Source organism: Tistrella bauzanensis, assembly GCF_014636235.1.
Taxonomy (GTDB): domain Bacteria; phylum Pseudomonadota; class Alphaproteobacteria; order Tistrellales; family Tistrellaceae; genus Tistrella; species Tistrella bauzanensis.
The window spans coordinates 17,883-42,169 of sequence record NZ_BMDZ01000043.1; the positions used below are offsets into that span (position 1 = coordinate 17,883).

A 24,287-nucleotide genomic window follows, 5' to 3' on the forward strand; every position below is an offset into this window, starting at 1 on the left:
GAACGGCCCCGACGCCTCCCCCGTCGGGGCCGTTTTTTTGTCTAGCATCCCCCCTCGACGGCGCAGATCGCATCAGGTGCCGGCGCCAGATCAGGCATACAGGCCCTCGATGGTGTCGGCATATTTCCGATAGACATTGCTGCGCCGGATTTTCATCGTCGCCGTGACCTCGTCGTCATCGTGGTCCAGTTCCTTGGTCAGCAGATGGAAGCGGCGAACATGCGAGACCGGCGCCAGACCGGCATTGGCGCGGGCCACTTCCTGCTCCACCAGCGCCCGCACACGCGGGTTCTCGGCCAGCGACCGGAAGGTGGTGTAGGCGATGCCCTGTTCCTCGGCCCAGCGCGCGACCGTGTCGTAATCGATCTGGATCAGCGCCGAGACGAATTTACGCCGATCGCCGATGACCACGCATTCCTTCAGATAGGGGCTGGATTTGACCGCGTTCTCGATCTCGGTCGGCGACAGGTTCTTGCCGCCGGCGGTGATCATGATGTCCTTGATCCGGTCGACGATGCGGATGTGGCCGTCGACCTCCTCGCCGACATCGCCGGTATGCAGCCAGCCATCGCGGATCGTATCGCGGGTCGCCGCCTCGTTCTTGTAATAGCCGGCAAAGACCGATCCGCCGCGCACCAGGATTTCACTGGTGGCCGGATCGAGCTTCACCTCCACCCCGTCGACCGCCGTGCCGACCGTGCCGGGGCGCGGATCCTCGGGCAACTGCCCCAGCGCCACCCCGGCGGTTTCGGTCTGGCCATAAACCTCGACCAGCGGCACGCCGATCGCCCGGAAGAAACGCAGGATGTCGGTTGAAATCGGTGCCGCACCGGTCAGGGCGATATGCGTGCGCCGCAGCCCGATGAAATTCAGCAGGGCACGATAGACCAGCAGATACCAGATCTGGAACCGCAGCCGTTCGGCCGAGGTCCACTGCCGGCGCGGCTTGTAGGCCAACGCCATGCCATCGGCAAGCGCGCGGTCATAGAGCGCTTTGCGCCATCCCCCGGTCTCGGCCATCTTGATATGGATGGCGGCATGCAGCTTTTCCCAGATCCGCGGCACGCCCATGAAGAAGGTTGGCGCCACTTCCCGCAAATCCGACTGCACCGTGCGCAGGCTTTCGCCAAAGGAAATCAGGCTGCCCAGATAGACCGGCGCGAAATTGGTCATCGCCTGTTCCGCCACATGACACAGCGGCAGATAGCTCAGGCTCGATGCCGCGCGGTCCAGCGACAGCCGCGCGATCAGCCCCGGCACAACGTGAACGATGTTGCGCCAGGTGATCACCGCGCCCTTGGGCTTGCCGGTCGAGCCCGAGGTGTAGATCATCAGTGCCGTGTCATCCAGCGTCTGGGCATCCAGCAGCCGGTCGGCCCGTTCGGGCTCGGCCGCGTGGCGTTCGGCACCCAGTCGCTCGACCTCGTCGAACGGGATCAGGTCGGGGTGGTCATAGGCCTTCAGCCCGCGCATATCGACGACCACGATCCGGCGCAGCCGCGGCAGGTCCGCCCGGCAGTCCAGCACCTTGTCGGCCTGTTCCTGGTCTTCCACCACCACCACGTCGACATCGGCATGGGCCAGAACGTAGGCGACCTCATTGGCCGGGCTGGTCGGATAGACCCCGACCGTGACCGCATGAATGATGCCGGCACCCATCTGGGCGATCACCCATTCGGCGCGGTTTTCCGACAGCACGCCGACATGGCCGCCCGCCGTCACCCCCAGCGCCTCCAGCCCCAGGCCAAAGGCGCGGGCACGCTCGAAATAGCCCGACCAGGTGATCGGCTGCCAGATGCCGAAATCCTTCTGGCGGATCGCCAGTGCCGACGGCCGGTGGCGCGCATGTTCGCGCAGCATCTGCGGCATGGTCAGAACCGGCACCGCCATGGTTTCCGGCTTGCGCGCCTGCTCCCGTTCGGTCATGACAGCCACCGTTTGCGCCGCTTGTAATGCTTGATGTCCCGGAACGACCGGCCGGCACCGTCCTCGCCACCATGGCCCAGATAGAATTCCTGGACGTCCTGGTTGGCTGCAAGCTCGGCCGGCGTACCGTCGATGACCACCCGGCCGCTTTCCATGATGTAGGCGTAATCGGCAACCGCCAGCGCGATCGCGGCGTTCTGCTCCACCAGCAGCACGGCCGTCCCGCGCTCGCGGTTGATCCGCAGCACGATCGAGAAGATCTCCTCCACCACCATCGGCGCCAGACCCAGCGACGGCTCGTCCAGCATGATCAGTTGCGGATCAGCAACCAGGGCGCGGCCAATGGCCAGCATCTGCTGTTCGCCACCCGACAGATAGCCGGCCAGCCCCTTGCGGCGTTCCTTCAGCCGCGGGAAATAGCCATAAACCATCTCGATCGGATCGCCCGCATCGCCACCGGACGCGCGCCGGCCGCCTTTACGGGCATAGGTCGCGGCGGTCAGGTTCTCCTCGACCGTCAGATCCTCGAACACCCGCCGGCCCTCCATCACATGGAACAGGCCATCATGCACCAGGCTGTCGGGCGCCCGCCCCCAGGCCTCATGGCCACGAAACCGGATATGGCCGGCGGTCAGCCCGCCATTCTCCAGCCGGATCAAGCCGGACACGGTCTTGAGGGTCGTCGACTTGCCGGCCCCGTTGGCGCCAAGCAGGGCCACGATCGCGCCGGGTGCAACCCGGATCGACAGACCGCGCAGCACCTGGACCGTGTGATTATAGACGACCTCGATATTCTCGATGTCGAGCAGCGGCGGCGCGTGATCCCCTGCCTTGCCTGCGGGATCTGAACGGGATGCGGCAATGGTCATCGGGCGGACTTCCAGATCGGGGGCCGGCGGTCCTGGCGCCCAGACAAGGCATCACGACCACCGGCGGATGATGGCGACACTCAGGTCAACGCGATCCAGTCCGAGGCCGGGACATAGCGCTTTTCCGAGAACTTGACCTGATAGATCCGGCCGACCGGCACCGAATGGCCCTTCAGCGACACCGGCAGGCCCATGATGCCGCCGGTATCCCAGCCCTCGATGCTCTCCAATGCCGCCTTCATGGCCTTGGCCGACATGTCGCCGCCGGCAGCCAACGTGCGGCGGGCGATCTCGGTGAAGAGCATGCCGGTAAACCAGCTCGCGACATAGGGTACCGGCCGATAGGTCACGTCCGGCGCGACCTTCCTGGTATAGGCGCGCATGGCATCCAGATTGGGTCCGTTGGCGTCACTGTCATAATAGTTGTAAGGCATAACCCCCATGAAGCCGTCGGATGGCTCGCCGACCTGATCGATCAGCAGTTTGTCCATGGTGTAATAGGTGCCCATGAACTTGGTCTTCAGGCCCATCTGCTTCATCTGGACGATGAATTCATTGATCGGTGACAGCACATAACCGTGGAAGATCACATAATCAGGCCGCGACCGCCGCAGCTTCAACACCTCGGCCGACACGTCCACGCTGCCCGGCTTGGTGACGATCTCGTCGACCAGTTCCAGCCCCAGCGTCTTGATCCGCGCCTTGGCCGACGCGATCGGATCGCGGCCGAACTCGGTGTCGCTATAGACCAGCGCGACCTTGGGTGCCGCACCACCGCTCGCCTCGGCCTTGATATATTCCAGCAGGATGCCGACCTGCTCGGCATAACTGGGGCCGGCAATGAAATGATAGGGGTAGCGCTGCGGATCGGCCAGTTCCGAGGCGAAACTCGCCCCCGACATCACCGTGCTGCCAAGCTGGTTCAGCTCCGACGCGATCGCTTTCTCGAAGCCGGTGCTGTCGCCGAAATAGAATTGCGGCTTATGGGCGGCGGTGATCTTCTTGAATGCCGCCACCGACACATCGACCTTATAGCCGGTGTCCTCCATGACATAGCGGACCTTGCGGCCGTCGATGCCGCCATTCTCGTTCAACCATTCGACATAATCGTTCAGGCCCTGATGACCGGCGATGCCGGCGAAGGCGAACACGCCGGTCATCGGCAGCGAGCCGCCGATCACGATCTCGTCGGCCGCCAGCGCGATCCGGGGACCGAAGCCGGTCTTCAGCGCCAGGCCCAGCGCCGCCGCCGCCCCACCATATTTCAGCACGTCACGCCGCGAGGCGGCCCCCTGAACCGTGCTCATGATCCTGCTCATGATGTGTCTCCTCCCAAAGCGCCACCGGTTCGTGCCGGCGGTCGTGCATGCATGTCGTTGCCGTGGTCCGCCGTCCCGACATCAGGTCCGGAATGGCCACAGATGGAAGAACCGTCTGAGCCGGCGCCACATTTCGGCCAGCCCATGGGGTTCGAAGATCAGGAACAGCACGATCAGCAGGCCGAACACCACCTCGCGCATCGGCGACAGCACCACCGGCGCCTGCGGATAGAACGGTGTCACTGCCGAGGTGATGAAGCGCAGCGCCTCAGGCACCAGGGTCATGAAGATCGCGCCCAGAATGCCGCCCATGATCGTGCCCATGCCACCGACGATGATCGCCGCCAGAAAGAAGATCGACATGGTCAGCGGAAAGCTCTCAGGCGTCACCACCCGGAAGAAATAGGCGAACAGCCCGCCGGCGACACCGGCATAGAACGAGCTGAGCGCGAAGGCATAGAGCTTCCAGCGCAGCAGATCGATGCCCAGCACCTCGGCCGAGATGTCGCGGTCGCGGATGGCGATGAAGGCGCGCCCCACCCGGGTGCGGAACAGGTTGCGTGCGCCCATGCAGGCCAGCACCGCCAGCGCCATGATCAGCCAGTACATGTCCCGGTCGCGGTCGAGCACATAGCCGAACAGCGATGCCGGCGGAATGCTGATGCCGCCGATGCCGCCGGTGACCGGATCCCAATGCGCGAACACGAAATGCAGGATGACGCTGGCGGCCAGGGTGGCGATCGCCAGATACAGACCCTTGACCCTGAGCGATGGCAGGCCGACCAGCACGCCGAAGGCCGCCGATGCGAGCCCGGCCAGCGGCAGCGTGAAGATGAACGGCACCCCCCAGCGGCTGGCAAGCACCGCCACGGTATAGCCGCCAAGCCCCATGAAGGCGGCCTGCCCCAGCGAGATCTGGCCGGTGAAGCCGGTCAGGATGTTCAGCCCGGTGGCGCTGATCACGTTGATCGCGACCAGACAGGCCAGATAGATCGTGTAGTCATTGCCGATCAACGGGAACGCCGCGATCAGAACCAGCAGGGCCGTGAACCACGCCCGGCGTACCGGCGTGTCCAGGATCTGCTCGTCGGCGATATAGCTGGTCTTGGCGTCACCGATACGCATCGCGGGTCATGTCTCCGGTGGCGTGGCGCGAGGGCATCGACCCTCTACAGCCGTTCGATCTCGCGGGTGCCGAACAGGCCATAGGGGCGCGCGATCAGGATCAGGGCCAGCAGCGAGAAGGTGGCGAGCTGGCGGTATTCGCCGCCCAGATAGGTGCCGGCGATGGTTTCGAACCAGCCGACGAACAACCCGCCGATCAGCGCCCCCAATATGCTGTCCAGCCCGCCCAGGATCACGATCACCAGGATCGACAGCCCGACCACGCCCATCTGCGGGCTGAGGCCGCCGCTGGCCGCGACCAGTATCCCTGAAATGGCTGCCGCGAAGGCCCCGGCGATCCAGGCCGCCGAGAACACCTTCGGCACCGCGATGCCCATGGAATATGCCGCCGCCTGATCGGATGCCGTGGCCCTGAGCGCCACGCCCCCGCGCGAGAAGCGGAAATACAGCAGATAGATGGCGATCACGCAGGCGGCGATGATAAAGGCCCAGGCCGATTTGGGCGCCACATACATCTCGCCGATGAACAGCGGTTCGCCGGGCAGGAAATCGGGTAGCAATTGCGGATCGGCGGTCCACAGCATCTCGGCCAGCCCGATCAGCACACTGGCGATGCCGATCGTGACCATCACCACCGAAATCGGGTTCTCACCCAGCATGGGTCGGATCGCCACCCGCTCGATCACCCCGCCCAGCAGCGAGCCGCCGATCACCGCCAGCGGCAGCGACACATACCATGGCCAGTCCAGCAGGCCGGCGAAGGTCAGGAACAGATAGGCCGAGATCATCATCATTTCGCCCACGGCGAAGTTGATGACCCGCGTCGCCTTGTAGATGATCACGAACCCGAGCGCGATCAGCGCATACAGCCCGCCGGTCGCCAGCCCTGCAAGGCTGACCTCCCCGAAGAACAGCCAATCCAACGGCCGCCTCCCCTCTCGCGCATGGAAATCCGCCACTGTGCCAATGGCGATGGTCGCCGGGTCGCCGCCGGATCAGGCGGCTTCCTGTCCCGCCATCAATCGTTCCCGCATCTGGCCGACATCGCCGGCGCCCAGATAGGCACGGATCACCTCAGGATCGCCCTGGACATCGGCGGGGCGCCCTGCCGCGATCTGCCGGCCGAAATTCAGCACCACGACATGATCGGAGATATCCATCACCAGGCTCATATCGTGTTCGACCATCAGCACGGTGACGCCCCATTCATCCTTCACGTCCAGGATGAAGCGGGCCATGTCCTCGCGTTCCTCGCGGTTCATGCCGGCCACCGGTTCGTCCAGCATCAGCACCGATGGCCGCATCGCCAGGGCACGCGCCAGTTCCACCCGCTTCTGAAGGCCGTATGGCAGGGCGCCGACCGGCAGACCGCGGATATGGTCGATTTCCAGGAAATCGATGATCCGCTCCTCGACCTCGCGCCGCAGCCGTGCTTCCTCGGCGCGGGCGCGGCCGCGATAGATCAGCGCGTCCACCAGCCCGGTCTTCAGATGCACATGTGCGCCGAGTTTGATGTTGTCGAGCACGGTCATGCCGCGGAACAAGGCGATATTCTGGAAGGTGCGAGCCAGGCCCAGCGCCGCGCGGGCCGGCGGCTTCAGCCGGCTGATGTCGCGGCCACGATACCGCACGCGCCCGCTATCGGGCTTGTAGAACCCCGATATCGCGTTGAACAGCGAGGTCTTGCCCGCGCCGTTCGGGCCGATCACCGTCGTGATCGAGCCTTCTTCGACGGTCAGCGATACATCGGTCAGGGCAGCCACGCCGCCGAATTTCAATCCGATGCCCTCAACCTCCAGGACAGCGGTCATGATCGGCACCGGCAGCCGGACGGATGCGCCGGACGCACCTCACCCGCCCCTGCGGCATGCCTCTCGGCATGTCGTCGCGTGCAGTCGTTCACCGGTAATGTCTCCCTCCCTCACGGGGCGGTCTTTGTTATTTTCGGAACCGCTCCCGTGTCTTCAGGCTAGGAAACTGTCGCAGCCGCGTCAATCCCGTTTACCCACGGGTAGAAAATTTCCATGTCGTCGAACGTATCAATGATCATGATCTTCGGGCGCCGGCGCGGCGCGGAAGCGCGTGCCGGCGCCGCCCGATCAGCGCCGCACGAACCGCCAGATACCGTCCGTCCCGATCTCACGACGGATCAACCCCTGGTGAACCAGGTTGTTGATATGGGCCAGCGCCTCGCCGGTGGCGAAGACCAGTTGCTGTGCATCCAGAGTCCGGTTGCCGAACAGCAGCGGGAAGGTGTCGCGTACCGTCATCGGTCGCTCACCGCAGGCGGTCAGGATGGCATCCAGCCGGTCGCGGTGATGGGCCGCCAGGGCGTTCACCCGGAAATGCAGGCCATGGAACGGCGCGTCATGCGATGGCAGAACCAGCGTGTCTTCGGGAAGCTCCAGGAATTGCGGCATGTCGGCCAGGAACATGGCCAGCGGATCGCCATCGGGTTCGGCCGGCCAGACCGCAATATTGGGGCTGATCCGCGGCAGAACCTGATCGCCTGAAATCAGCACCCGGCGCGCCGGCGAATACAGCGACACATGCTCGACCGCATGGCCCCGGCCGATCAGCAGCTGCCAGTCATCGCCGGCCATGCGCAATGGCGTGTCACGCGACATGCGGGTGAAGCTCTGCGGCAGTTCAGACACACCCTTGCGATAGCCGCTGGTGCGGCCGTGAATGCCCTCGATCTCGTCAGGCGTCAGACCCGCTTTCTGATAATAGGCAAGCCTGGCGTCGTGGTTGCCCGAGGCGACCTCGTACCAGACCGACCGCGCCATCAGCCATTCGCCAAGCGAGGCATGGAACCGCGCACCGGGCCAGCGGCGCACCATCCAGCCGGCAAGTCCCATATGGTCGGGATGGAAATGGGTGACCACGACCCGGGTGACCGGACGTCCCTGAAGCGTGGCCTCGAAGACCTGTTCCCACATATCGGTGGTCATGCGGGTGTTGATGCCGGTATCGACGACGGCCCAGCCGTCCTCGCCTTCATCCACCAGCCACAGATTGATGTGGTTGAGCGCAAATGGCAGCGGCATCCGGACCCAATAGATGCCTGGTGCGACTTCTAGACTGTGTCCCGGCTCCGGGCGGGTGTCGAGGGGATAGACAATCCCGGCGGCACGATCCATGATTTTGCCTTTCCTAGCATCACCTCCCCCTCTTGCGAATACGATCGGCAGGCCCTGCGGCCATGCCTTGCCGGCGGATCCGCGCCTCTGCGGGTGCGTGGTCCTGCCGACTGGCTTCCGGAGCGAGCGGCTCGTTGACAATGGCCGCCATCTGGTCCGGTGGTGCAAGCCTCCGCCCTGAAGGGGGCCTGCGTCAACATGTCAGCAATCCTGACCGATCAGATCAGGGCGGCCCCCATGCCGGGGGCCGCCACTGTCCGATGTCCGATCGCCGTTCAGATCTGGTCCGTCTTGCCGTCCGCCCGGATGATCAGGCCGCGAACTGTTCGGGGCTCAGCGCCATCATGCTGGCCGAACCAGCCTTGACCGACCGGCCGAGGCCGGCCGCCTGCGGCAGCACCTGCTCGGCATAGAAGCGGGCGGTGACCAGTTTGGCCTCAAGGAAGGACGCGTCATCGGCACCCTCTTCCAGCCCGCGCAGGGCAGCACCCGCCGACAATGCCAGCATCCAGCCACCACACACCGTGCCCATCAGCCGCAGATAGGCGGTGGCGCCCGACAGCACCGCCTGGGCATCGTTGCCCGACTGCGCGATCAGCCAGTCGGTGGCGTCATCGGCGGCCGCCGCCGCCTCGGCCAGCGCCGCCGCGATCACCTGGGCATCGTCGCCACGTGCGGCCCCCATAGTTTCGGCCACGGCCTTGATCTCGGCCACCAGCGCCTTGATCGAGGTGCCCTGATCCATCGACAGCTTGCGGCCGACAAGATCCATGGCCTGAATGCCGTTGGTGCCTTCATAGATCAGGCAGATCCGGGCATCGCGCATGTGCTGTGCGGCGCCGGTCTCCTCGATATAGCCCATGCCGCCATGGATCTGAACGCCGGTCGAGGCGAGCTCGAAGCCAAGATCGGTCGACCAGCCCTTCACGATCGGGATCAGCACCTCGACGCGACGCTGGGCGATCCGGCGATCTTCCGCCTCAGGGGCATGGCGCGACCGGTCGATCATCGCGGCCGTGTACAGGCCCAGCGCCCGCATCGCCTCGGTCTGCGACTTCATCAGCATCAGATTGCGGCGCACATCCGGGTGATGGATCAGGGGCGCGGCGCCCTCCTCGCCGGGCGCGCGGCCCTGGCGGCGGTCCTGGGCATAGGCCAGGGCCTGCTGATAGGCACGCTCGGCAATCGCATAGCCCTGGATACCCACATTCAGGCGGGCATTGTTCATCATCGTGAACATGTATTGCAGGCCGCGGTTTTCCTCGCCGATCAGAAAGCCGGTGGCGCCGTCATTGTCGCCGAACTGCATCACCGCGGTCGGGCTGCCATGGATGCCCAGCTTGTGCTCAAGGCTGGCGCAGCGCAGATCATTGCGCTGTCCAAGGCTGCCATCGGCGTTGACCAGGAATTTGGGCACGATGAACAGCGAGATGCCCTTCACACCCGCCGGGGCATCCGGCGTGCGCGCCAGCACCAGATGGATGATGTTGTCGGTCAGGTCGTGCTCACCATAGGTGATGAAGATCTTGGTGCCGGTGATGGCATAGCTGCCGTCATCACGCCTGACCGCCTTGGACCGCAGCAGCGCCAGATCAGAGCCGGCCTGCGGCTCGGTCAGGCACATCGTACCGGTCCAGTCGCCCGAGATCAGCTTCTCAAGATAGGTCTGCTTCTGCGCGTCGGAACCATGCGCGGTCAGCGCCTCGACGGCACCAATGGTCAGCAGCGGGCACAGCCCCCACGCCATGTTGGCCGAATTCCACATCTCCGCGCAGGCCGACGCCACCGCCATCGGCAGCCCCTGGCCGCCGAATTCCGGCTCGAACGGCACGGAATTCCAGCCGCCATCGACGAACTGTCGATAGGCGTCGCGCCAGCCTTCCGGCGTGCGGACCACGCCGTTCTCGATCGTCGATCCGGTCTGATCACCGGTGCGGTTCAGCGGAGCGATCACGCCACCCGCCAGCTTCCCCGCTTCTTCCAGGATCGCATCCACGGTGTCGGGTGTCGCGGCATCACAGCCGGGAAGCTGCGACAGACCTTCGATGTCGACGATCTCGCGCATCACGAAGCGCATGTCGCGGATGGGAGCGGTGTAACCGTACATGATGTCCTCAGGTCTCAAGGGCCGTGTTGACGTCGTAGGCCTTGTATAAGTCGTTGAACACGAGCGGGCGTGTTCGGGGCTGTCGGATGCGGCGGCGGCCAGGGCGCAGCGCTGCCAATCGACCGCCGGTTGGCATGTACCAAGGATCACGATCTGGCGCGATCCATGGCAAATGCAAACCATCGGCCCGAAAAGCAAACGCTCGTTTGGCCCCCGTCCACCATCCGGGGCCGCTTGAAGGACCCCGGCAGCCCGACCCGGCCCCTTTGATGCGACCGCCGCCTGCCCCGCCCGACCGGCAGGGACAGGCCGCTTTCGCCTTGGATTATAGCACCGGCCGCTCGCCTCTGCAGGACATAACTTGTCCCCTGCCACGCCAATCGACGACCGATCGTGACAAAACAGGCGCCGGATCGGTATCCGGCGCCCTGCATCAAGCTCGTCATGTGGTGGGTATGGCGGCGATCATGCAGCCGGGGCCGGCGCCTCCGGTTCAGGATCGGTCACAACCGCTGCCGCCATGCCGACAGGCCGGGCGATCGCCTGCACCATCTCGGCGGCAATCACCGACAGGCGCGTGGCCTCGTCCATATAGTCGCGCACGGCGGCCTGGGCACTGCGTCCGGTCAGATCCACCACATCACTCGGTGTGCGGCATGCCACCAGTTGCTTCTGGCAGTCCACGTCATCGGCCAGTCGGCGCGCCACGAAGGCACCATACTCGTGAACCATACGGCCAGCGGCCGACGCCAACGCGCGGTTCATGACCATCCAGCTTTCAAACGCCGCACGATTCACACCGAGCAGAGTATCGAAAGACACGGGCGGCATCAGCTTCGTCGCCTGTGGCATGTCCGTGGTCTGGAACGGCATTGCGATCATGTTGATCTGTCCTCCAACCAAGGCCACCGGAACCCGTCATGGCCGGATGGCCATGGCTCCGGGACAAGAAAGAAGCATGGACGATCTGCCACACCTGATCCTTGATATGGATCAATATCATAGACGTGGCTGCGCACGAAGTCACGCCGCCCCTTGGCGCTCAGACGGCTACCCGCTGACGGCCATGGGCAGGCAAGGGGGAGGATCAGCCGGCTGTGCGCGGTCAGTTCACCCGCGATGCGCGCCGGACGAAATCTCCCACGGCGGCGCCACGCAGCAGGCTGAGGCGATAGCTTTCAACCGCGCCCCTGGCCGTGGCCAGATCCGTGGTGGGCAGTGCCGCCACCAGCCGGTCCAGACGGTCGACATCCAACACCTCGCGGGCAAGCGGGGTTCGCTTGATCGCCTCGGCCATGTCGGCGATGCCGCCTGCATCCGCTTTCACCGCCTCGTACCAGTCTGCCGCCTGGTAGCCGCGGCGGTCTTCGTCCAGCAGCGGCGCCGGCAGGCGATCGGCCAGCGCCGTCCGTGCCAGCCGGCGCGCCACGCCATTGCGCTGGAACTGTTCCGTCGGCACCGAAAGACAATACTCCAGCAGATCGACATCACTGGTCGGGTCGCGACTGTCCAGCCCCCAGGCGGCCAGAACACCTTTGTAGAAATTGCCCCCGTCCACGCGCCGCAAGACCATCATCCGCATGGCGACACCATCCGTCCACGGACGGTATCCCAGATCGAAATCCGCGCCGCGTGCCATCTCCTCGGCCATCCCGATTCTGGCCGGATTGATCAGCGTCACATGATCGAGCGCGACCTCCTGCCGCGCGAGACGACGCAGACCTTGCCAAGCCGATCGCGGCATCATCGGGCCAATGGTATTAAACAGTGCGCCGCGCCAGCGCCAGCGCCCACGGCGGACACTCGCGCGCATCTCACGGAACAGGGTGAGGTAGCGGCGCTGCGACAGCAGTTCCTGATACAGCGTGTCGCCATTATAGCTGAGCCCCATATTGCCCATCTGGCCCGACAGAAGGATCCGATCGCCCGCAGCCTGGGCCAGATCGTTGATCCGGTTCATCCAGACGTGATTGCAGGGGTTCAGGATGGGCCGGTCACAGAACTGGAAGCCGAAATCGATCCGCTTAAGCGGCGAGGTTCCGATGGAGGGAACCAGAACATGATTGATGTTGGGATAAAGCGCCGCGACGCTTGCAGCCAACGGCCCCTCATCGGCATACCGACCGCGCGCCACCTTGCCTTGAAAGCCGGGTCTTGGCACCGAGGTGTATGCCGTGACCCGGCCATTGCGCGCCGCCATCTGCCGCGCCGCCGTCGCGGTCACCGCGGCGCTGTCGAAGCCGGAGCTCAGATGTGAGGTCACGCTGCCACCAGCACCCCTCAGGCATGCCGCGGTCGCCCGGTCCAGATGATGGCGCAGGCCTTCGGCATAGGCCTCATGGCTCGGCAGCTTCAACATCTCCGGTGCCGGATTCCAGTATCGCCGCGCCGTAAGACCATCGGCCGTCACCACCACCACATGGCCGCACTCGACCCGCTCGACGCCCTCGAAGAACGACGCGGTGCCGTTTTCGGGCAACAGGGCCACGAACCCGGTCATACGGGTCATGTCGGGTGCCTGCACCATATCAGGCAGGGCCAGAAGCCCTTTCGGCATGCTGGCGACGGCAAAGAAGCCGCGGCCATTGCGGCGGCCGCGATGATAATGCAGCGGGCGCTGCCCCAGAGGATCACGCGCCAGCACCAGCCGCCGGTTCACCGCATCCCAGACCACGATCGCGAAGGCGCCGCGCAGCCGGTGCACGCACTCCACATCCCAGCGCTCGAACGCCGCAAGCAGCACATCCGCATCGGACAGCACCCGCAGACGGTCGGCGGTGATGTCCAGCGCCCGGGCCAGATCTTCGCGATTGTCCAGCCGCAGATCGGCAATCAGGGTGAACCGCCCGCCGGCGCCCTCCAGCGGCTGACGGTCGTGGGCGTCTTCCGACAACAGCCGGTTCAGACGGATGCCCAATGTCGCCTGATCGTCGCCCCAGTCGCTGTCCGCCACGCCCGGCGCATACATCGCCTGGGCGGAAAGCATGCGATGGCAGGCATCATCACCATCGGTGTTGCCGTCGACCTGCCAATAGCCCGCCAGAGCCGTCATGACGCCCCGCCAATGTGGGCGAGGCCGTTGAAGACGGCGGAGGGGCAGGCCTGAAGCTTATGGCAGATGAATCGTGACGTCATGGACAGGGACACACCGGAGTTGGACGCAGACAGCGCGGATGATAGCCCAATCATCCGCGCTGCAACATGCCTGTGTGTCAAAGGGAGCAACCGCGACCTCGCCGGCCGCGTCAGCCTTCGGCCGCGCGTGGCACCAGCCGCCGGAACAGCTGAACCGGGCGTGCCGGGGCGGCGCCGTGTGGTTGGATCTCCAGGATCTCGGACCAGCGCGCGACCGGCCGGTCATCAGGTGCCTGCACCGTGGTGAAGCCGCATTCCAGCAGCATCGAGAACTGATCGGGCAACACATGGCCCGTCGCCCTGATCTCGCCGTCGAAGCCCCTGTGCTCACGCAGGCTGCGGGCGATCGTGAAACCGCGACCATCGCGGAATTTGGGGAAATCGATGGCCACCAGATCGAGCATCGCCAGATGCGGAACCAGGGCGTCCAGCCGGTCGCTCGATGCCAGTGACACCCCCCGTGCCTGCTCGTCGCCGGCAAGCTCCGGCGCCGGACCGCGCGCGGCCACGAACCGCGCCAGCGGCAGAATCGTCGACGTCCCGGTCACCACCTCGCCGGCCCCGACCGTCTGCCAGACGTCGACGATCGGCAGGCCCTTGTCATTTACCAGGGGCATAGAGCGCCTCCTTGAACGGTGCGATGCCAAGACGGCGATAGGTGTCGACAAAGGCCTCGCCGGGGTCGCGGCGGGCGACATAGACGTTCAGAATGGTTTCCACCGCATCGACCACGTCTTCATAAGACACCGACGGCCCGATGATGGTGCCGACCGCCGCATGGTCGTCGGCCGCACCGCCCAGCGTGATCTGATAGGCCTCCACGCCGGCGCGGTCCAGCCCCAGAATGCCGATATTGCCGATGTGATGATGACCGCAGGCATTGATGCAGCCCGAGATGTTCAGCGTCACTTTGCCGATGTCATGCTGCCGGTCCATATCGGCGAAGCGTTCGGCGATCCGCTGGGCCACGGGGATGGACCGTGCCGTGGCCAGCGCGCAGTAATCCATGCCCGGGCAGGCGATGATGTCGCTCACCAGACCGATATTGGCCGTCTCCAACCCGCTGCCGGCCAGCGACTGCCACAGCGCATACAGGTCATCCAGGCGGACATGGGGCAGAACCAGATTCTGTTCATGGGCCACCCGCACTTCGCCAAAGGAATAGCGGTCGGCCAGATCCGCCACCAGATCCATCTGCGCATCGGTGGCATCGCCCGGAATGCCACCCACCGGCTTCAGCGACAGCACGGCCGAGACATAGCCCGGCTGCTTGTGCGGATGGGTGTTGGTGCGCACCCAGGCGGCGAAGCCGGCATCACCGGCGCGAGCCGCCTCGAAACGGTCGGAGACCGCGGGCAGGCTCTGGAAGTCGGGTGCCACGAACCGCCGGGCGATCGCCTCGACCACCTCGGGCTCCAGACGATAGGCATCCGGGTCCATGGCGGCGAATTCCTCTTCCACCATGGCGATGAAACGCTCGGGCCTGGTCTCGCGGACCAGGATCTTGATCCGGGCCTTGTAGAGATTATCCCGGCGGCCCAAGGCGTTATAGACCCGCAGGATCGCTTCCATATAGCGCAGGAAATCCGGCACCGCCAGCCAGTCGCGGACCTTGGTCGCCACAATCGGCGTGCGGCCGAGGCCGCCGCCGGCATGGATCTCGAAGCCGACCTCGCCCGCCTCGTTGCGCCGAGCCAGAACGCCGATGTCATGCAGGCGCACGGCGGCGCGATCATTCGGGCTGCCGGTGATCGCGATCTTGAACTTGCGCGGCAGGAAGGTGAATTCCGGATGGTCGGTCGACCACTGGCGCAGGATTTCGGCATAGACCCGGGGGTCGACCACCTCGTCGTCGGCGGCACCCGCGAACTGGTCGGTGGTCACGTTGCGGATGCAGTTGCCGCTGGTCTGGATGGCGTGGATATCGGCATCGGCCAGCACCTCCAGAATATCCGGCGTGTCGACCAGTTTCGGCCAGTTGAACTGAATGTTCTGGCGCGTGGTGAAATGGCCATAGCCTTTGTCATAGACCCGCGCCACATAGGCGAGCTGCCGCATCTGGTCGGAACTCAACACGCCGTAAGGCACCGCCACCCGCAGCATATAGCCATGGAGCTGAAGATAGAGTCCGTTCATCAGGCGGAAGATCTTGAATTCCTCTTCCGTCAGTTCGCCGGCGATCCGCCGTTCCACCTGCCGGCGGAACACGGCCGCGCGATCCTTCAGGAAGTCGCGGTCCTCGATGTCATAATTATAGATGCCGGCATTGGCCCGGCGGCGCGGATGCGGCGCCGCCGAAACCGGCGGCACCGGCGGTTCGGGGCGGTCGCCGCTCTGCTTGCCAAGGTCGCTGCGCACGCTCGGCCCCAGCGTGCGGATATGCTCGCGGCGGGTCAGTGGCGTGCGGGTCTGGTCGTCCAGGCGCACCGGTGCCTCGGCCACCGCCACGACAATCTGGCGCTTTTCGCCCTCAGCCGCCTGCCGACGCGCAGCGTCGAGCGCCGCATCGTCGAATACGGCGGCACCATCGACCCGTTCCACCCAGTCGCCGGCTTCGTTCAGCCAGACGGCAACACCATCGGTCAGACGGTTGGCGGAAATGACACTCAAGCTCATGACCCGAACTCCTGCTCACCACCAATCAGCCGGCCATGGGGACGGCGGCGATGGTGAAGGGGCAATTCGCCGTGATCAGTGTTGTTTCACGGCATAATCCACACACGAGCATCATATATACGGGGATGCCGGGCAATTGCAACACGTACCCTTGTGAATAAAGATGATACTGCCATCGCTGTCGTGGCAATAGCCGCGAGGGTTGGATGGCCTGCCCCGGTCCTCCCTTCATGGTGGACATCACAGAAGAACGGGGGGCGTCAGCGGGTGTCGGGGGTATACAGATGCTGGGCGCCATCGACGCCGCGCAGCGCGAAACGGCCGACGGAGGCGACAGGATGGCGGTCGCGGTCCAAAGCCTCGACGAAGGCCTCCGACAGCAGCAATGGCCGGTCGACCGACCGACACATGGCGGCGATGCGGGCAACCTCGTTCACGGCTGGGCCGACGGCGGTGAAGTCCAGCCGGTCGGGGCCACCGATATTGCCATAGAACACCGGGCCCGCATGCAGAGCCAGATAGAGCCCGGTGGAGGGCAGCCCTTCGGCGCCACGGCGCGCCGCCACTCCCTGCAGGCCATCAGATGCCTCAGCCGCGGCAGTCAATGCCCGGATGGCGGCGGACGGGCGGTCTCCGGCCGCGAACAGCGCCAGGATGCCGTCGCCCATGAACTTCAGCACGTCGCCGCCCTGGGCGTGGATCGCGGCACCACCGGCTCGACATGGTCGTTCAGGAACGGGATCACCTGATCCGGCGGCATGGCGCCACTGATCCGCGTCCAGTCGCGCAGATCGCTGAACCACAGCACCGCATCCATCCGATCGGCCACACCGCGCATGATCCGCCCGGCCATCACCTGCGCGCCGGCATCGCGGCCCAGATAGGTTCGGGCGATCGTATGGCCGATGCCAGCCAGTGATGCGCTGCGGATCGCCAGCGCCAGAGACGGGGTCAACGACAGGATGGCAGCAACGTGGCGATCGTCGAAACCGCCATCTGCGCGCGTCGTCCACGATATGTAGACGCAATCCATACCGCCCACACCGATCCCGTCCAGGCCGGTGCCGCCGAAGCGTTCGATCACCGCCAGATAGCCGGTATGCCCTTCAGCGCGCAGCCCGGCCAGATAATTGAACTCCGTATCTGTCGCCGGTGTCAGGCGCCGCAACAGAACCCGGTTGCCGCTGCGATCCAGATGGCTGAAAGGGCTGGCTTCCCAGCCGGCGACATCATAATCGCGACCATAGGCGATCGGCGCCATGTCGGGCTCGTCGTGCCGCCACAGGAAGGCATGGCCTTCCAGAATGGGATGCAGCGTATCGGAGACAAGGGTGATGCCGGCAAGCGGCAGGCCCGCCGCAGCCAGCCGCGCGCCGACGCCCGACAGCAGCCCCTGCTCGTCCAGCCCCGCGAGCCCGGCGTCAATGATCCAGCCGCGTATCGGTTCAAGTCCGGTCATATTGTCCTGCACTGCCATGTCTGCGCCGCACGTGCGCCGCCTGCCTCCCTCACATCATACGCCCCTGATCCGGTCGATGCCCGGTCGGAATAGCACACGCGTCAGCGAAATGCTGATGGCAAAATTATCAACTTTTAGATGAACATCCTGTACACCCGTGATGTAATTGTGACCGAGGATTGTCCCAGAATAGGCCCCTTAAGGAGATGCGCGATGAAACGCCATCCGTTGCGGACGGGCGCCATGCCCCTGATCGTTGTTGCAACCATGCTGGCACCGGCGCTGGCCGCGGACGCGCCGCCCGACGAGGCCAGCCGGCAGGCCCTGTTCCAGGGCCTGAACCTGAGCGTATCGCCCACGCCGCCCACGGATATACCGGGCGGTGCCGGCAGTGCCGGGCTGGTGGATGCCAGCGCCTTCGCCTGGCAGGAATTCATCGCCCTGAACTGGCCGGCGCTGCGACGGAACGGCCAGGTGGTTCGTGATCAGCCCGATCCGCAGGCGGTGTTCGGCAGCCCCGGTTCCGGTCCGCTGGTCTGGGAGACATTCCGCCACAAGGTGGAAATCTTCCCCGGCAGCAATTCGCCATCCGATCCGCCACATGGTTACAACAGCGGCACGCAGGGCGATCCGCATGGCTACAGCGCACCGCCGGTCTATGTCTATTCGCCGGCGATCTATCCCAATGGCGGCCAGGTCGGTGCCTGCCCCGGCCAGCCGGCGGTGGCACAGGCGCCCTGGATCAACCTGGACGAAACCAGCGAGATCGGCCTGACCAACATGTATGCCGGTGTGCTGAACAACGTGGCACCATCGGTCTCCAACTCCGCGCCGCCGCAATTCCGCTATCTGGCCAAGGCCAACAGCGCCGAATACAATTACGTTGTCGATCAGAAGCTTTGGTACGCCGGCACGAATACCCCGCTGCAGGCCCGCATCGACGCCTGGGAGGCCGGTATCTCCGCCGGCATTCCGGCCGATCCGGGCAGTGTCGTCACCCTGCCCGCCGGCACCATCGAAGTGAAGTCGGCATGGCGCATGCTGGCGCCAGGCGAGGATGCCAGCCGCTATCACACCAACACGGTCCGCTATTACGAAGCCGACGCCGCGGGCGTGCCCTGCTATTGGCAGGCGGAATGGGCCCTGGCGGCGCTGCACATCATCCAGAAAACCCCCTCGGCCCCCTACTTCATTTTCGCGACCTTCGAGCAGGCCGACAACATCGTGCAACCCGACGGCACGCCGATCGAGAATGCCGCGGGTGCCATGGTGCAGCAGCCGGTCGGCGCCACACCGACCACACCGTATCTGTACTATCAGGATCGGGCCAATAACCCGATCGTGGTGCCGAACTTCAACGTCTATTGTAACAACACCGGCAGTCGCCTGTTCTACCACGAGATTCCGGCGGCGGGTGATTTTCAGGGCACGCCGGTCGGCGGCAATATCTGCGTCAACAAACGCTATGAACCGATCCCTTACGAGATCCAGCAGATCAACACCATCTTCCAGAACCAGATCCGGGACTACAACACCAGCAATGGCCTCAGCACCTCGCCCTGGCTGAACTACAAGCTGATCAGCGTTCAGGCCGTGCCGTTCAACAAATCCGACATCGTCACCACCTTCAACAGCACCCGCCAGCGCGGCAGCTATTACCAGGCCAACATCGTGGTCGAGACCGACTACACCCTTCAGCAGTTCAGCGGCCGCATCGCCGACGACAATGCACCGACCGACTATCCCAAAGGCGGCAACCAGCCGAACTTCCAGAATGTGTACCTGCCGGAGGGGAACAGCTTCAAGACCTATCAGATGGGCGGCTGCATGGGTTGCCACGGCAATGCCCAACTCGGCGGCACCGATTTCAGCTTCCTGTTCGGCGGCAACACGCTCAGCGCCAAGCCGGACCTGCCCGATCCGGATGACGCCGTCGAGGCCCGCGCATTCTATCGTGCCCGGCTGAGCGACCTGCTGTCGCTGCCGGCCCAAGGCACCGCCGCGAAGTGACAGATATGTTCCACCATGTTCCACACCATGCCGGCGGTGTATGATCAGGCATCCAAAGGCATGGAGGTCTTCCGGTGGCTCGCCGACCGCTGTTCCTGCGCCTGATGCTGATGACCCGTCGGGACCGCCACGGCGCCACCGACGGGGCTGCCGATGCAATCGCAGCGGCCGGCGGCTGGGTGGACGATCATCATCAGTACTCGAACAAGATGACGACGCTGCGCTTCACCGTGCCGGCACATGGCCTGCTCGCCCTCCGCGACGGCCTGTCCAACCGGGACCTCGCGCTGGCCGATGCCGCAACCGCCGACCTGGATCGCCTCGCCGCTGACCCTGCCATGGCAGATCGCGAGATTTCTGCCACCCTCCAGATGACGTTCATCCATGCCGAGCCGGATCTGCGTCTCGACATCCCTGCCGTGCCCGGCTGAACCGGCCGGTCTGGTGACCGGGGCTCGCCCCCCTCAGGCTGTCATCAGTCCGGCCGTCAGCGTGCCGGGTTCATAGCCCAGACGCCGCAACATGGTCCGTGCCGTGCATTCGGCGGTGGAGGTGACAGGCTTGCCCAGCTTGCGGCCGGCCGCCGCCAGCACGCCGAAACTCGGCATCTGGACACAGGCCGACATGACGACGCAGTCGGCACCGTCGGTTTCGAGGTCATCGAGGGCGGTAAGCAGGCGGTCGCCCGGAATGCGGCCCACCTCCTGATTGTCGGTCACGCCGAAATTCCGGTAGTCGATGACCTCGATCCCCTCGGCCGCGACATAGTCGGCGACGATCTTCGCCAGCCCGTCGGCATAGGGCATCAGCAGCGACACGCGCCGGTACCCCATCTGCGCCAGTTCCGCACAGAGGGCGCCGGCAGAGGTGACGACCGGAAACGGCCGGCCATTCTCCGCCGCAATGGCACCGAGCGCCGCTTCCGAACGGCGGTGATAGCCCTGCCCCATCGCCATGATCGCGACCAAGCAGGCATAGCCCGCGACATCGATCGGGGCATCCGACAGCTCGGCGGCACAGCGCCGGCTGTCGGCATCCATCGCCGCCAGTTCGTCCATCGCCACATGCTTCATGCGCATGCGCGAGGCGTGGAAGGTGAAGCCGACATCCTCACGGGCCTGTGCCCAACCGTTCAGAAAGGCGGGGATCTCGGTTTCCATGGTGGTGTTGGAACTGGGCACGATCTGCCCGATCCGGTGGATTCTTGGGGTCATCGGTGATCCTCTGGGTTCGTGTGGCGATGATCGCGGCGGTTGTGGATCGCATCGAGGCTACATTCACATGCGTCAAATAATCAACGATATCGTATAATTTTTGACGATGCCGCCGGAATGCGATGCGCATATACGGCCCGGCGTGATAGGAAAGAGGCAGTGATCGGCAAAGGAGAGCGAGGCGCATGGCCAGATCGGCGAAGGTCGGGACGATCGGAATGCCGGCGTTACAGGAAACGGAGGCAGCCGACAGTCCCCGCGACATGCGCAAGGGACTGATCGAAAAGCAGATCATGGAACAGGCCTGCATCCTGTTCGCCCGCAAGGGCTTCGATGGCACCACATTGACCGATGTCGCCGACGCCGTCGGTCTGACCCGGGCCGCGATCTACTATTATTTCCGCAACAAGGAAGCGCTGCTCGAAGCCATCGTGGTCGAGGCGACAGCCGCGCCGCTGGCGGCAAGCGCCGCATGGCGCAAGACCGCGCCCGAAGATCCGGTCGACCGCCTGCGCAGCTTTGTCGATATGCGGGTGCGCGGCATCCTCTCGCACCCGCTCAGGATGCGGATGATCGATGTCACCGAGGCCATATTGCCGCCCGAGATGGCCGAGCGGCATATCGAGGCCAAGCGGCGGGTGCTGGCCGAATACCGCGCCATACTGCGCGACGGCATGGAACAGGGCGTGTTCAGGGCACAGGATCAGCGTGTGGCCGCCCTCGCCATCATCGGCATGGTCAACTGGACGGTGCATTGGTATACGCCGGGCCGCGGCGCCGATATTCCTGCGGTCGCGCGCCAGATCGCCGACATGGCCGTGCAGGCCGTCATCTCGCCACGCGCCGGACGAAGCCAGATCGCGGACCCGAAGGCGGCACTTGCGGCACTGCGGGAGGATGTCGAGCAACTCGCCCTACTCATGGCGGCCGATCGCGGCGAGGCGTGACCCTCGCCCGGCGATGAGGCCACGCCGGACCCGGATCGAGGCGGGAACAAGGATGCGCCCGGCCGGGAGGACGCCGGGCGCACCAGTCTGACCAGATCGCCGCCGGTCAAGGGGAGAGGCAGGCAGGCGACCGGACATCAGAGCGGACGGTTGGTACCGATGACGGTCACGGTGTCGCGCCCCCAGTCGGCGACCTCGCCATCGAGCCCGCCGGTGAACATCCCGTACCAGAGGGCCGGCTTCATTCCCAGGGTCTTGCGTTCGAAGGTCATCGGACCGTCGGTCTCGATCAGCCAGTACCCCTTGCGGGTGTCGGAGACGCGATAACCGTCGCGGCCGCGCGATGTCTCGACCAGCGGCCTGAATTCGGGCACATCCACCACATAAAGACGGGGCATCACGCGTCCTCCAGCCAGGCGTCGACCAGCGCGGCCTTGCGCCGCCACACCGCATCGATATCGGTCATCCGCGTGCCGGAGGCGCGGGCCGCATCCTCAAGGTCGATGGCGGCACGCAGTGTCAGCTCGGCATCCTGCCCGTCGATCCGCTCCACATCGCGCAGCCGCAATGTCACTTCCAGCGGATAACCGTTGGGATCCAGGAAATAGATCGACTCGATGCCCTCATGCTGGGTATAGGGCGAGACGGCGATGCCCCGGGCCTCCAGCGTCTCCTTCCACCGCTCCAGTTCCTGGCGGTTCTCCACACCCCATGCGGTATGGGTGGCGGCATAGAAATAATGGTCTTCCGACAGGTATTTCTCGGGCCGTTCGGTGCCGATATAGTAGAAGAAGGCAATCGTCGCGCCGTTGCCGGCATCGAAGAAGAAGTGCAGGAAGTCGGGATGTCCGGGCTGTCCCCAGCCGCGGGCGCTGATGGTGTGGATCAGCGGCAGGCCCAGAATGTCGCGATAGAAGGTCACCGTCTCGCGCAGTTTCCAGGTCGGGCGCGCGGTATGATCGACACCATGCAGGCGGAGCCGCACCCCGTCGTCGGCAGCAGGCTTCAGGGCCGCGACATCGATGCCATCGGTCCGGTATGCGCGGTTCGTCGAGAAGGCCGTCTCCTGACGTGCCTTCTTGTGGATGAGATCAGCGGTCATCTGAACGGTCCTCTTATGGGCGGGGTCAGGCAAAGCCCTTTTCAGACAGCCAGGCCGCGATGGCATCGCCGGCCACGACCTGTCCGTTGGGCTGGTCCGGATCGATGGCGCGTCCATGATGGTTGCCGTGGACGCGCAGCCTTGACTTGTCCGCAGCGCCGATCAGGCCGAACAGGTATTCGGCATCGGCAGGGAACACACTGTTGTCACCGGTGTATTCGACCATCAGCACCGGCTGGCGGATGTCCGGCGCACATGCCGCCATCGAGGCCTTGGTGGAAAAGGCCGACCAGTTCGACAGCCAGCTTTCGGGCGTGCAGACGCGCCCGAAGCCGATCGAGCCGTAATTGCTGACCGTCTGGTTCGCCCCCCAGAGCGTGCCATAGGCACGATCCGACGGATCGAGCGAGAGGTCGAAGCAGCGCGGATCGGCATCGGTGCGCCAGACCTGGAAGATCGGCGAGAACGCGGCCATGACCTCATCCGCACGGCCCCCGCCCGATTTGGCCGCAGCACGTGCCCGGGCCTTGCGGGCCAGCAACGCCGTCGCCTTCTCGTCGATGCGACGCACCCGTGCCGCCTGTGCCGCGCGATAGCGCTCAAGGAATTCGGGCGTGTAGCTGGCCGATTGGGGGGCCGGGCGAAATCCGTTCGCGGCCGAGAACGGGTCGAGCGCCGGGTCGACCGAAAACGGATCGTCCTCGTCAGTGACAGAGGGGTCGATGCAGGCCAGCATCAAGGCCCCCTGGCCCAGATGCGACGAGACCAGGATCACGCCCTCGGGCGCCGGCATCGTCGCGCGGTGCAGGCCGGTCGGCCGGCCACCGGAGGAGCGGGCGACCCGCGCCGCGGGCTCCAGCGCCGCCTGCTGACAATAGAAGGCGGCAAGCGGTCCGCCGCCTGAGATGCCGAGCAGGACGGACTGCCCGAACCCGGCCGTGCTGCGCAGAAACGCCTGGCCGGCCGCCATGTCGTGCAGCGCGGTCTCGTGCTCCAGCCTGAGATCATTGCCGGGCGCGCGCGACCCTTGCACCCAGACCGCGACCCCGGCCGCCAGCAGATCCGGCACGATGTACTGGGTAACGCCGATCTCCCGCGGATGCATCAGGCAGACGACGCTGCGCTCGCCACCGCGGCGGAACAGGAAACCGGTCACCGGCGCGCCGTCAGCGGTGGTGAGGGCATGGGCGGTCATGGTGGTGCCGGCGGGCAACCGGTCCGGATCCCATTTGGTGCCGTGCAGGCCGGCGGTCGTGGTCGCCTGCCGGATCACGGGCGCCCCGGCATGGGGGGCGGCGGTCGTCTGGTCGGTCAT

Annotated in this window: 21 protein-coding genes; 3 read left to right on the forward strand and 18 right to left on the reverse strand. The window is 65.2% G+C overall.

Going from position 1 to position 24,287, the window contains the following annotated elements; translation table 11 throughout:
* Positions 1–90: 90 nt before the first annotated feature.
* The 14 genes from IEW15_RS16660 to IEW15_RS16720 all read right to left on the reverse strand — a co-directional run bounded on the left by IEW15_RS16660 (position 91) and on the right by IEW15_RS16720 (position 17,699).
* Positions 91–1,926 (reverse strand): AMP-dependent synthetase/ligase, encoded by a 1,836-nt coding sequence (locus IEW15_RS16660; RefSeq protein WP_188579936.1) that lies wholly within the window; start codon positions 1,924–1,926, stop codon positions 91–93.
* Positions 1,923–2,795 carry an ABC transporter ATP-binding protein gene (locus IEW15_RS16665; RefSeq protein ID WP_188579937.1) on the reverse strand — a complete coding sequence of 291 codons (873 nt, stop codon included), beginning with the start codon at positions 2,793–2,795 and terminating at the stop codon, positions 1,923–1,925. Before IEW15_RS16665 ends, IEW15_RS16660 begins: the two co-directional genes overlap by 4 nt.
* An 80-nt stretch (positions 2,796–2,875) precedes the next feature.
* Complete coding sequence (locus IEW15_RS16670) at positions 2,876–4,102, reverse strand: ABC transporter substrate-binding protein (RefSeq protein WP_188579976.1); 1,227 nt, start codon at positions 4,100–4,102, stop codon at positions 2,876–2,878.
* Between the two features lie 93 nt (positions 4,103–4,195).
* Complete coding sequence (locus IEW15_RS16675) at positions 4,196–5,239, reverse strand: branched-chain amino acid ABC transporter permease (protein ID WP_188579939.1); 1,044 nt, start codon at positions 5,237–5,239, stop codon at positions 4,196–4,198.
* 44 nt (positions 5,240–5,283) lie between these two features.
* On the reverse strand, positions 5,284–6,162 hold the full coding sequence (locus IEW15_RS16680; RefSeq protein ID WP_188579941.1) for a branched-chain amino acid ABC transporter permease: 879 nt from the start codon (positions 6,160–6,162) through the stop codon (positions 5,284–5,286).
* Positions 6,163–6,234: 72 nt separating this feature from the next.
* Entirely contained in the window at positions 6,235–7,050 is an 816-nt protein-coding gene (locus IEW15_RS16685) for an ABC transporter ATP-binding protein (RefSeq protein WP_188579943.1), read from the reverse strand.
* 288 nt (positions 7,051–7,338) lie between these two features.
* Complete coding sequence (locus tag IEW15_RS16690; RefSeq protein ID WP_188579945.1) at positions 7,339–8,382, reverse strand: MBL fold metallo-hydrolase; 1,044 nt, start codon at positions 8,380–8,382, stop codon at positions 7,339–7,341.
* A gap of 310 nt (positions 8,383–8,692) precedes the next feature.
* Entirely contained in the window at positions 8,693–10,489 is a 1,797-nt protein-coding gene (locus tag IEW15_RS16695; RefSeq protein ID WP_188579947.1) for an acyl-CoA dehydrogenase, read from the reverse strand.
* 465 nt (positions 10,490–10,954) lie between these two features.
* Positions 10,955–11,371 carry a phasin family protein gene (locus IEW15_RS16700; RefSeq protein WP_188579949.1) on the reverse strand — a complete coding sequence of 139 codons (417 nt, stop codon included), beginning with the start codon at positions 11,369–11,371 and terminating at the stop codon, positions 10,955–10,957.
* Positions 11,372–11,594: 223 nt separating this feature from the next.
* Entirely contained in the window at positions 11,595–13,541 is a 1,947-nt protein-coding gene (locus tag IEW15_RS16705; RefSeq protein WP_188579951.1) for an asparagine synthetase B family protein, read from the reverse strand.
* 193 nt (positions 13,542–13,734) lie between these two features.
* The gene (locus tag IEW15_RS16710; protein WP_188579953.1) at positions 13,735–14,241 is read right to left on the reverse strand and encodes a DUF934 domain-containing protein; all 507 of its coding nucleotides are present in this window, start codon (positions 14,239–14,241) and stop codon (positions 13,735–13,737) included.
* A complete protein-coding gene (locus IEW15_RS16715) occupies positions 14,225–16,240 on the reverse strand; it encodes a DUF2849 domain-containing protein (RefSeq protein WP_188579955.1) in 2,016 nt (671 codons plus the stop codon). The genes IEW15_RS16710 and IEW15_RS16715 overlap by 17 nt, the downstream gene beginning before the upstream one ends.
* A gap of 260 nt (positions 16,241–16,500) precedes the next feature.
* Entirely contained in the window at positions 16,501–16,920 is a 420-nt protein-coding gene (locus IEW15_RS25980) for an adenylate/guanylate cyclase domain-containing protein (protein ID WP_229708182.1), read from the reverse strand.
* Positions 16,914–17,699, reverse strand: a complete 786-nt coding sequence (locus IEW15_RS16720; protein WP_229708183.1) for a hypothetical protein — start codon at positions 17,697–17,699, stop codon at positions 16,914–16,916. The genes IEW15_RS25980 and IEW15_RS16720 overlap by 7 nt, the downstream gene beginning before the upstream one ends.
* Positions 17,700–17,942: 243 nt before the next feature.
* Between IEW15_RS16720 and IEW15_RS16725 the strand changes: the two genes are divergently transcribed.
* Both IEW15_RS16725 and IEW15_RS16730 read left to right on the forward strand, forming a co-directional pair.
* On the forward strand, positions 17,943–19,709 hold the full coding sequence (locus IEW15_RS16725) for a hypothetical protein (protein WP_188579957.1): 1,767 nt from the start codon (positions 17,943–17,945) through the stop codon (positions 19,707–19,709).
* Between the two features lie 104 nt (positions 19,710–19,813).
* Entirely contained in the window at positions 19,814–20,140 is a 327-nt protein-coding gene (locus IEW15_RS16730; protein WP_229708184.1) for a hypothetical protein, read from the forward strand.
* A 33-nt stretch (positions 20,141–20,173) separates the two neighbouring features.
* Here the strand turns inward: IEW15_RS16730 and IEW15_RS16735 are convergent, their stop codons facing one another.
* Positions 20,174–20,923: a maleate cis-trans isomerase family protein gene (locus IEW15_RS16735; RefSeq protein ID WP_188579960.1), complete on the reverse strand. Its 750-nt coding sequence runs from the start codon at positions 20,921–20,923 to the stop codon at positions 20,174–20,176.
* 185 nt (positions 20,924–21,108) lie between these two features.
* Between IEW15_RS16735 and IEW15_RS16740 the strand changes: the two genes are divergently transcribed.
* Positions 21,109–21,870 (forward strand): TetR/AcrR family transcriptional regulator, encoded by a 762-nt coding sequence (locus IEW15_RS16740; protein ID WP_188579962.1) that lies wholly within the window; start codon positions 21,109–21,111, stop codon positions 21,868–21,870.
* A gap of 137 nt (positions 21,871–22,007) precedes the next feature.
* On the opposite strand, the gene IEW15_RS16745 is transcribed toward IEW15_RS16740, so the two are convergent.
* Genes IEW15_RS16745 through IEW15_RS16755 form a run of 3 tightly spaced genes read right to left on the reverse strand, consistent with a single transcriptional unit; the run spans position 22,008 to position 24,287 of the window.
* The gene (locus tag IEW15_RS16745; RefSeq protein ID WP_188579964.1) at positions 22,008–22,268 is read right to left on the reverse strand and encodes a hypothetical protein; all 261 of its coding nucleotides are present in this window, start codon (positions 22,266–22,268) and stop codon (positions 22,008–22,010) included.
* Positions 22,268–22,972 (reverse strand): VOC family protein, encoded by a 705-nt coding sequence (locus tag IEW15_RS16750; RefSeq protein WP_229708185.1) that lies wholly within the window; start codon positions 22,970–22,972, stop codon positions 22,268–22,270. The genes IEW15_RS16745 and IEW15_RS16750 overlap by 1 nt, the downstream gene beginning before the upstream one ends.
* A gap of 25 nt (positions 22,973–22,997) precedes the next feature.
* Positions 22,998–24,287, reverse strand: a complete 1,290-nt coding sequence (locus IEW15_RS16755) for an alpha/beta fold hydrolase (RefSeq protein WP_188579966.1) — start codon at positions 24,285–24,287, stop codon at positions 22,998–23,000.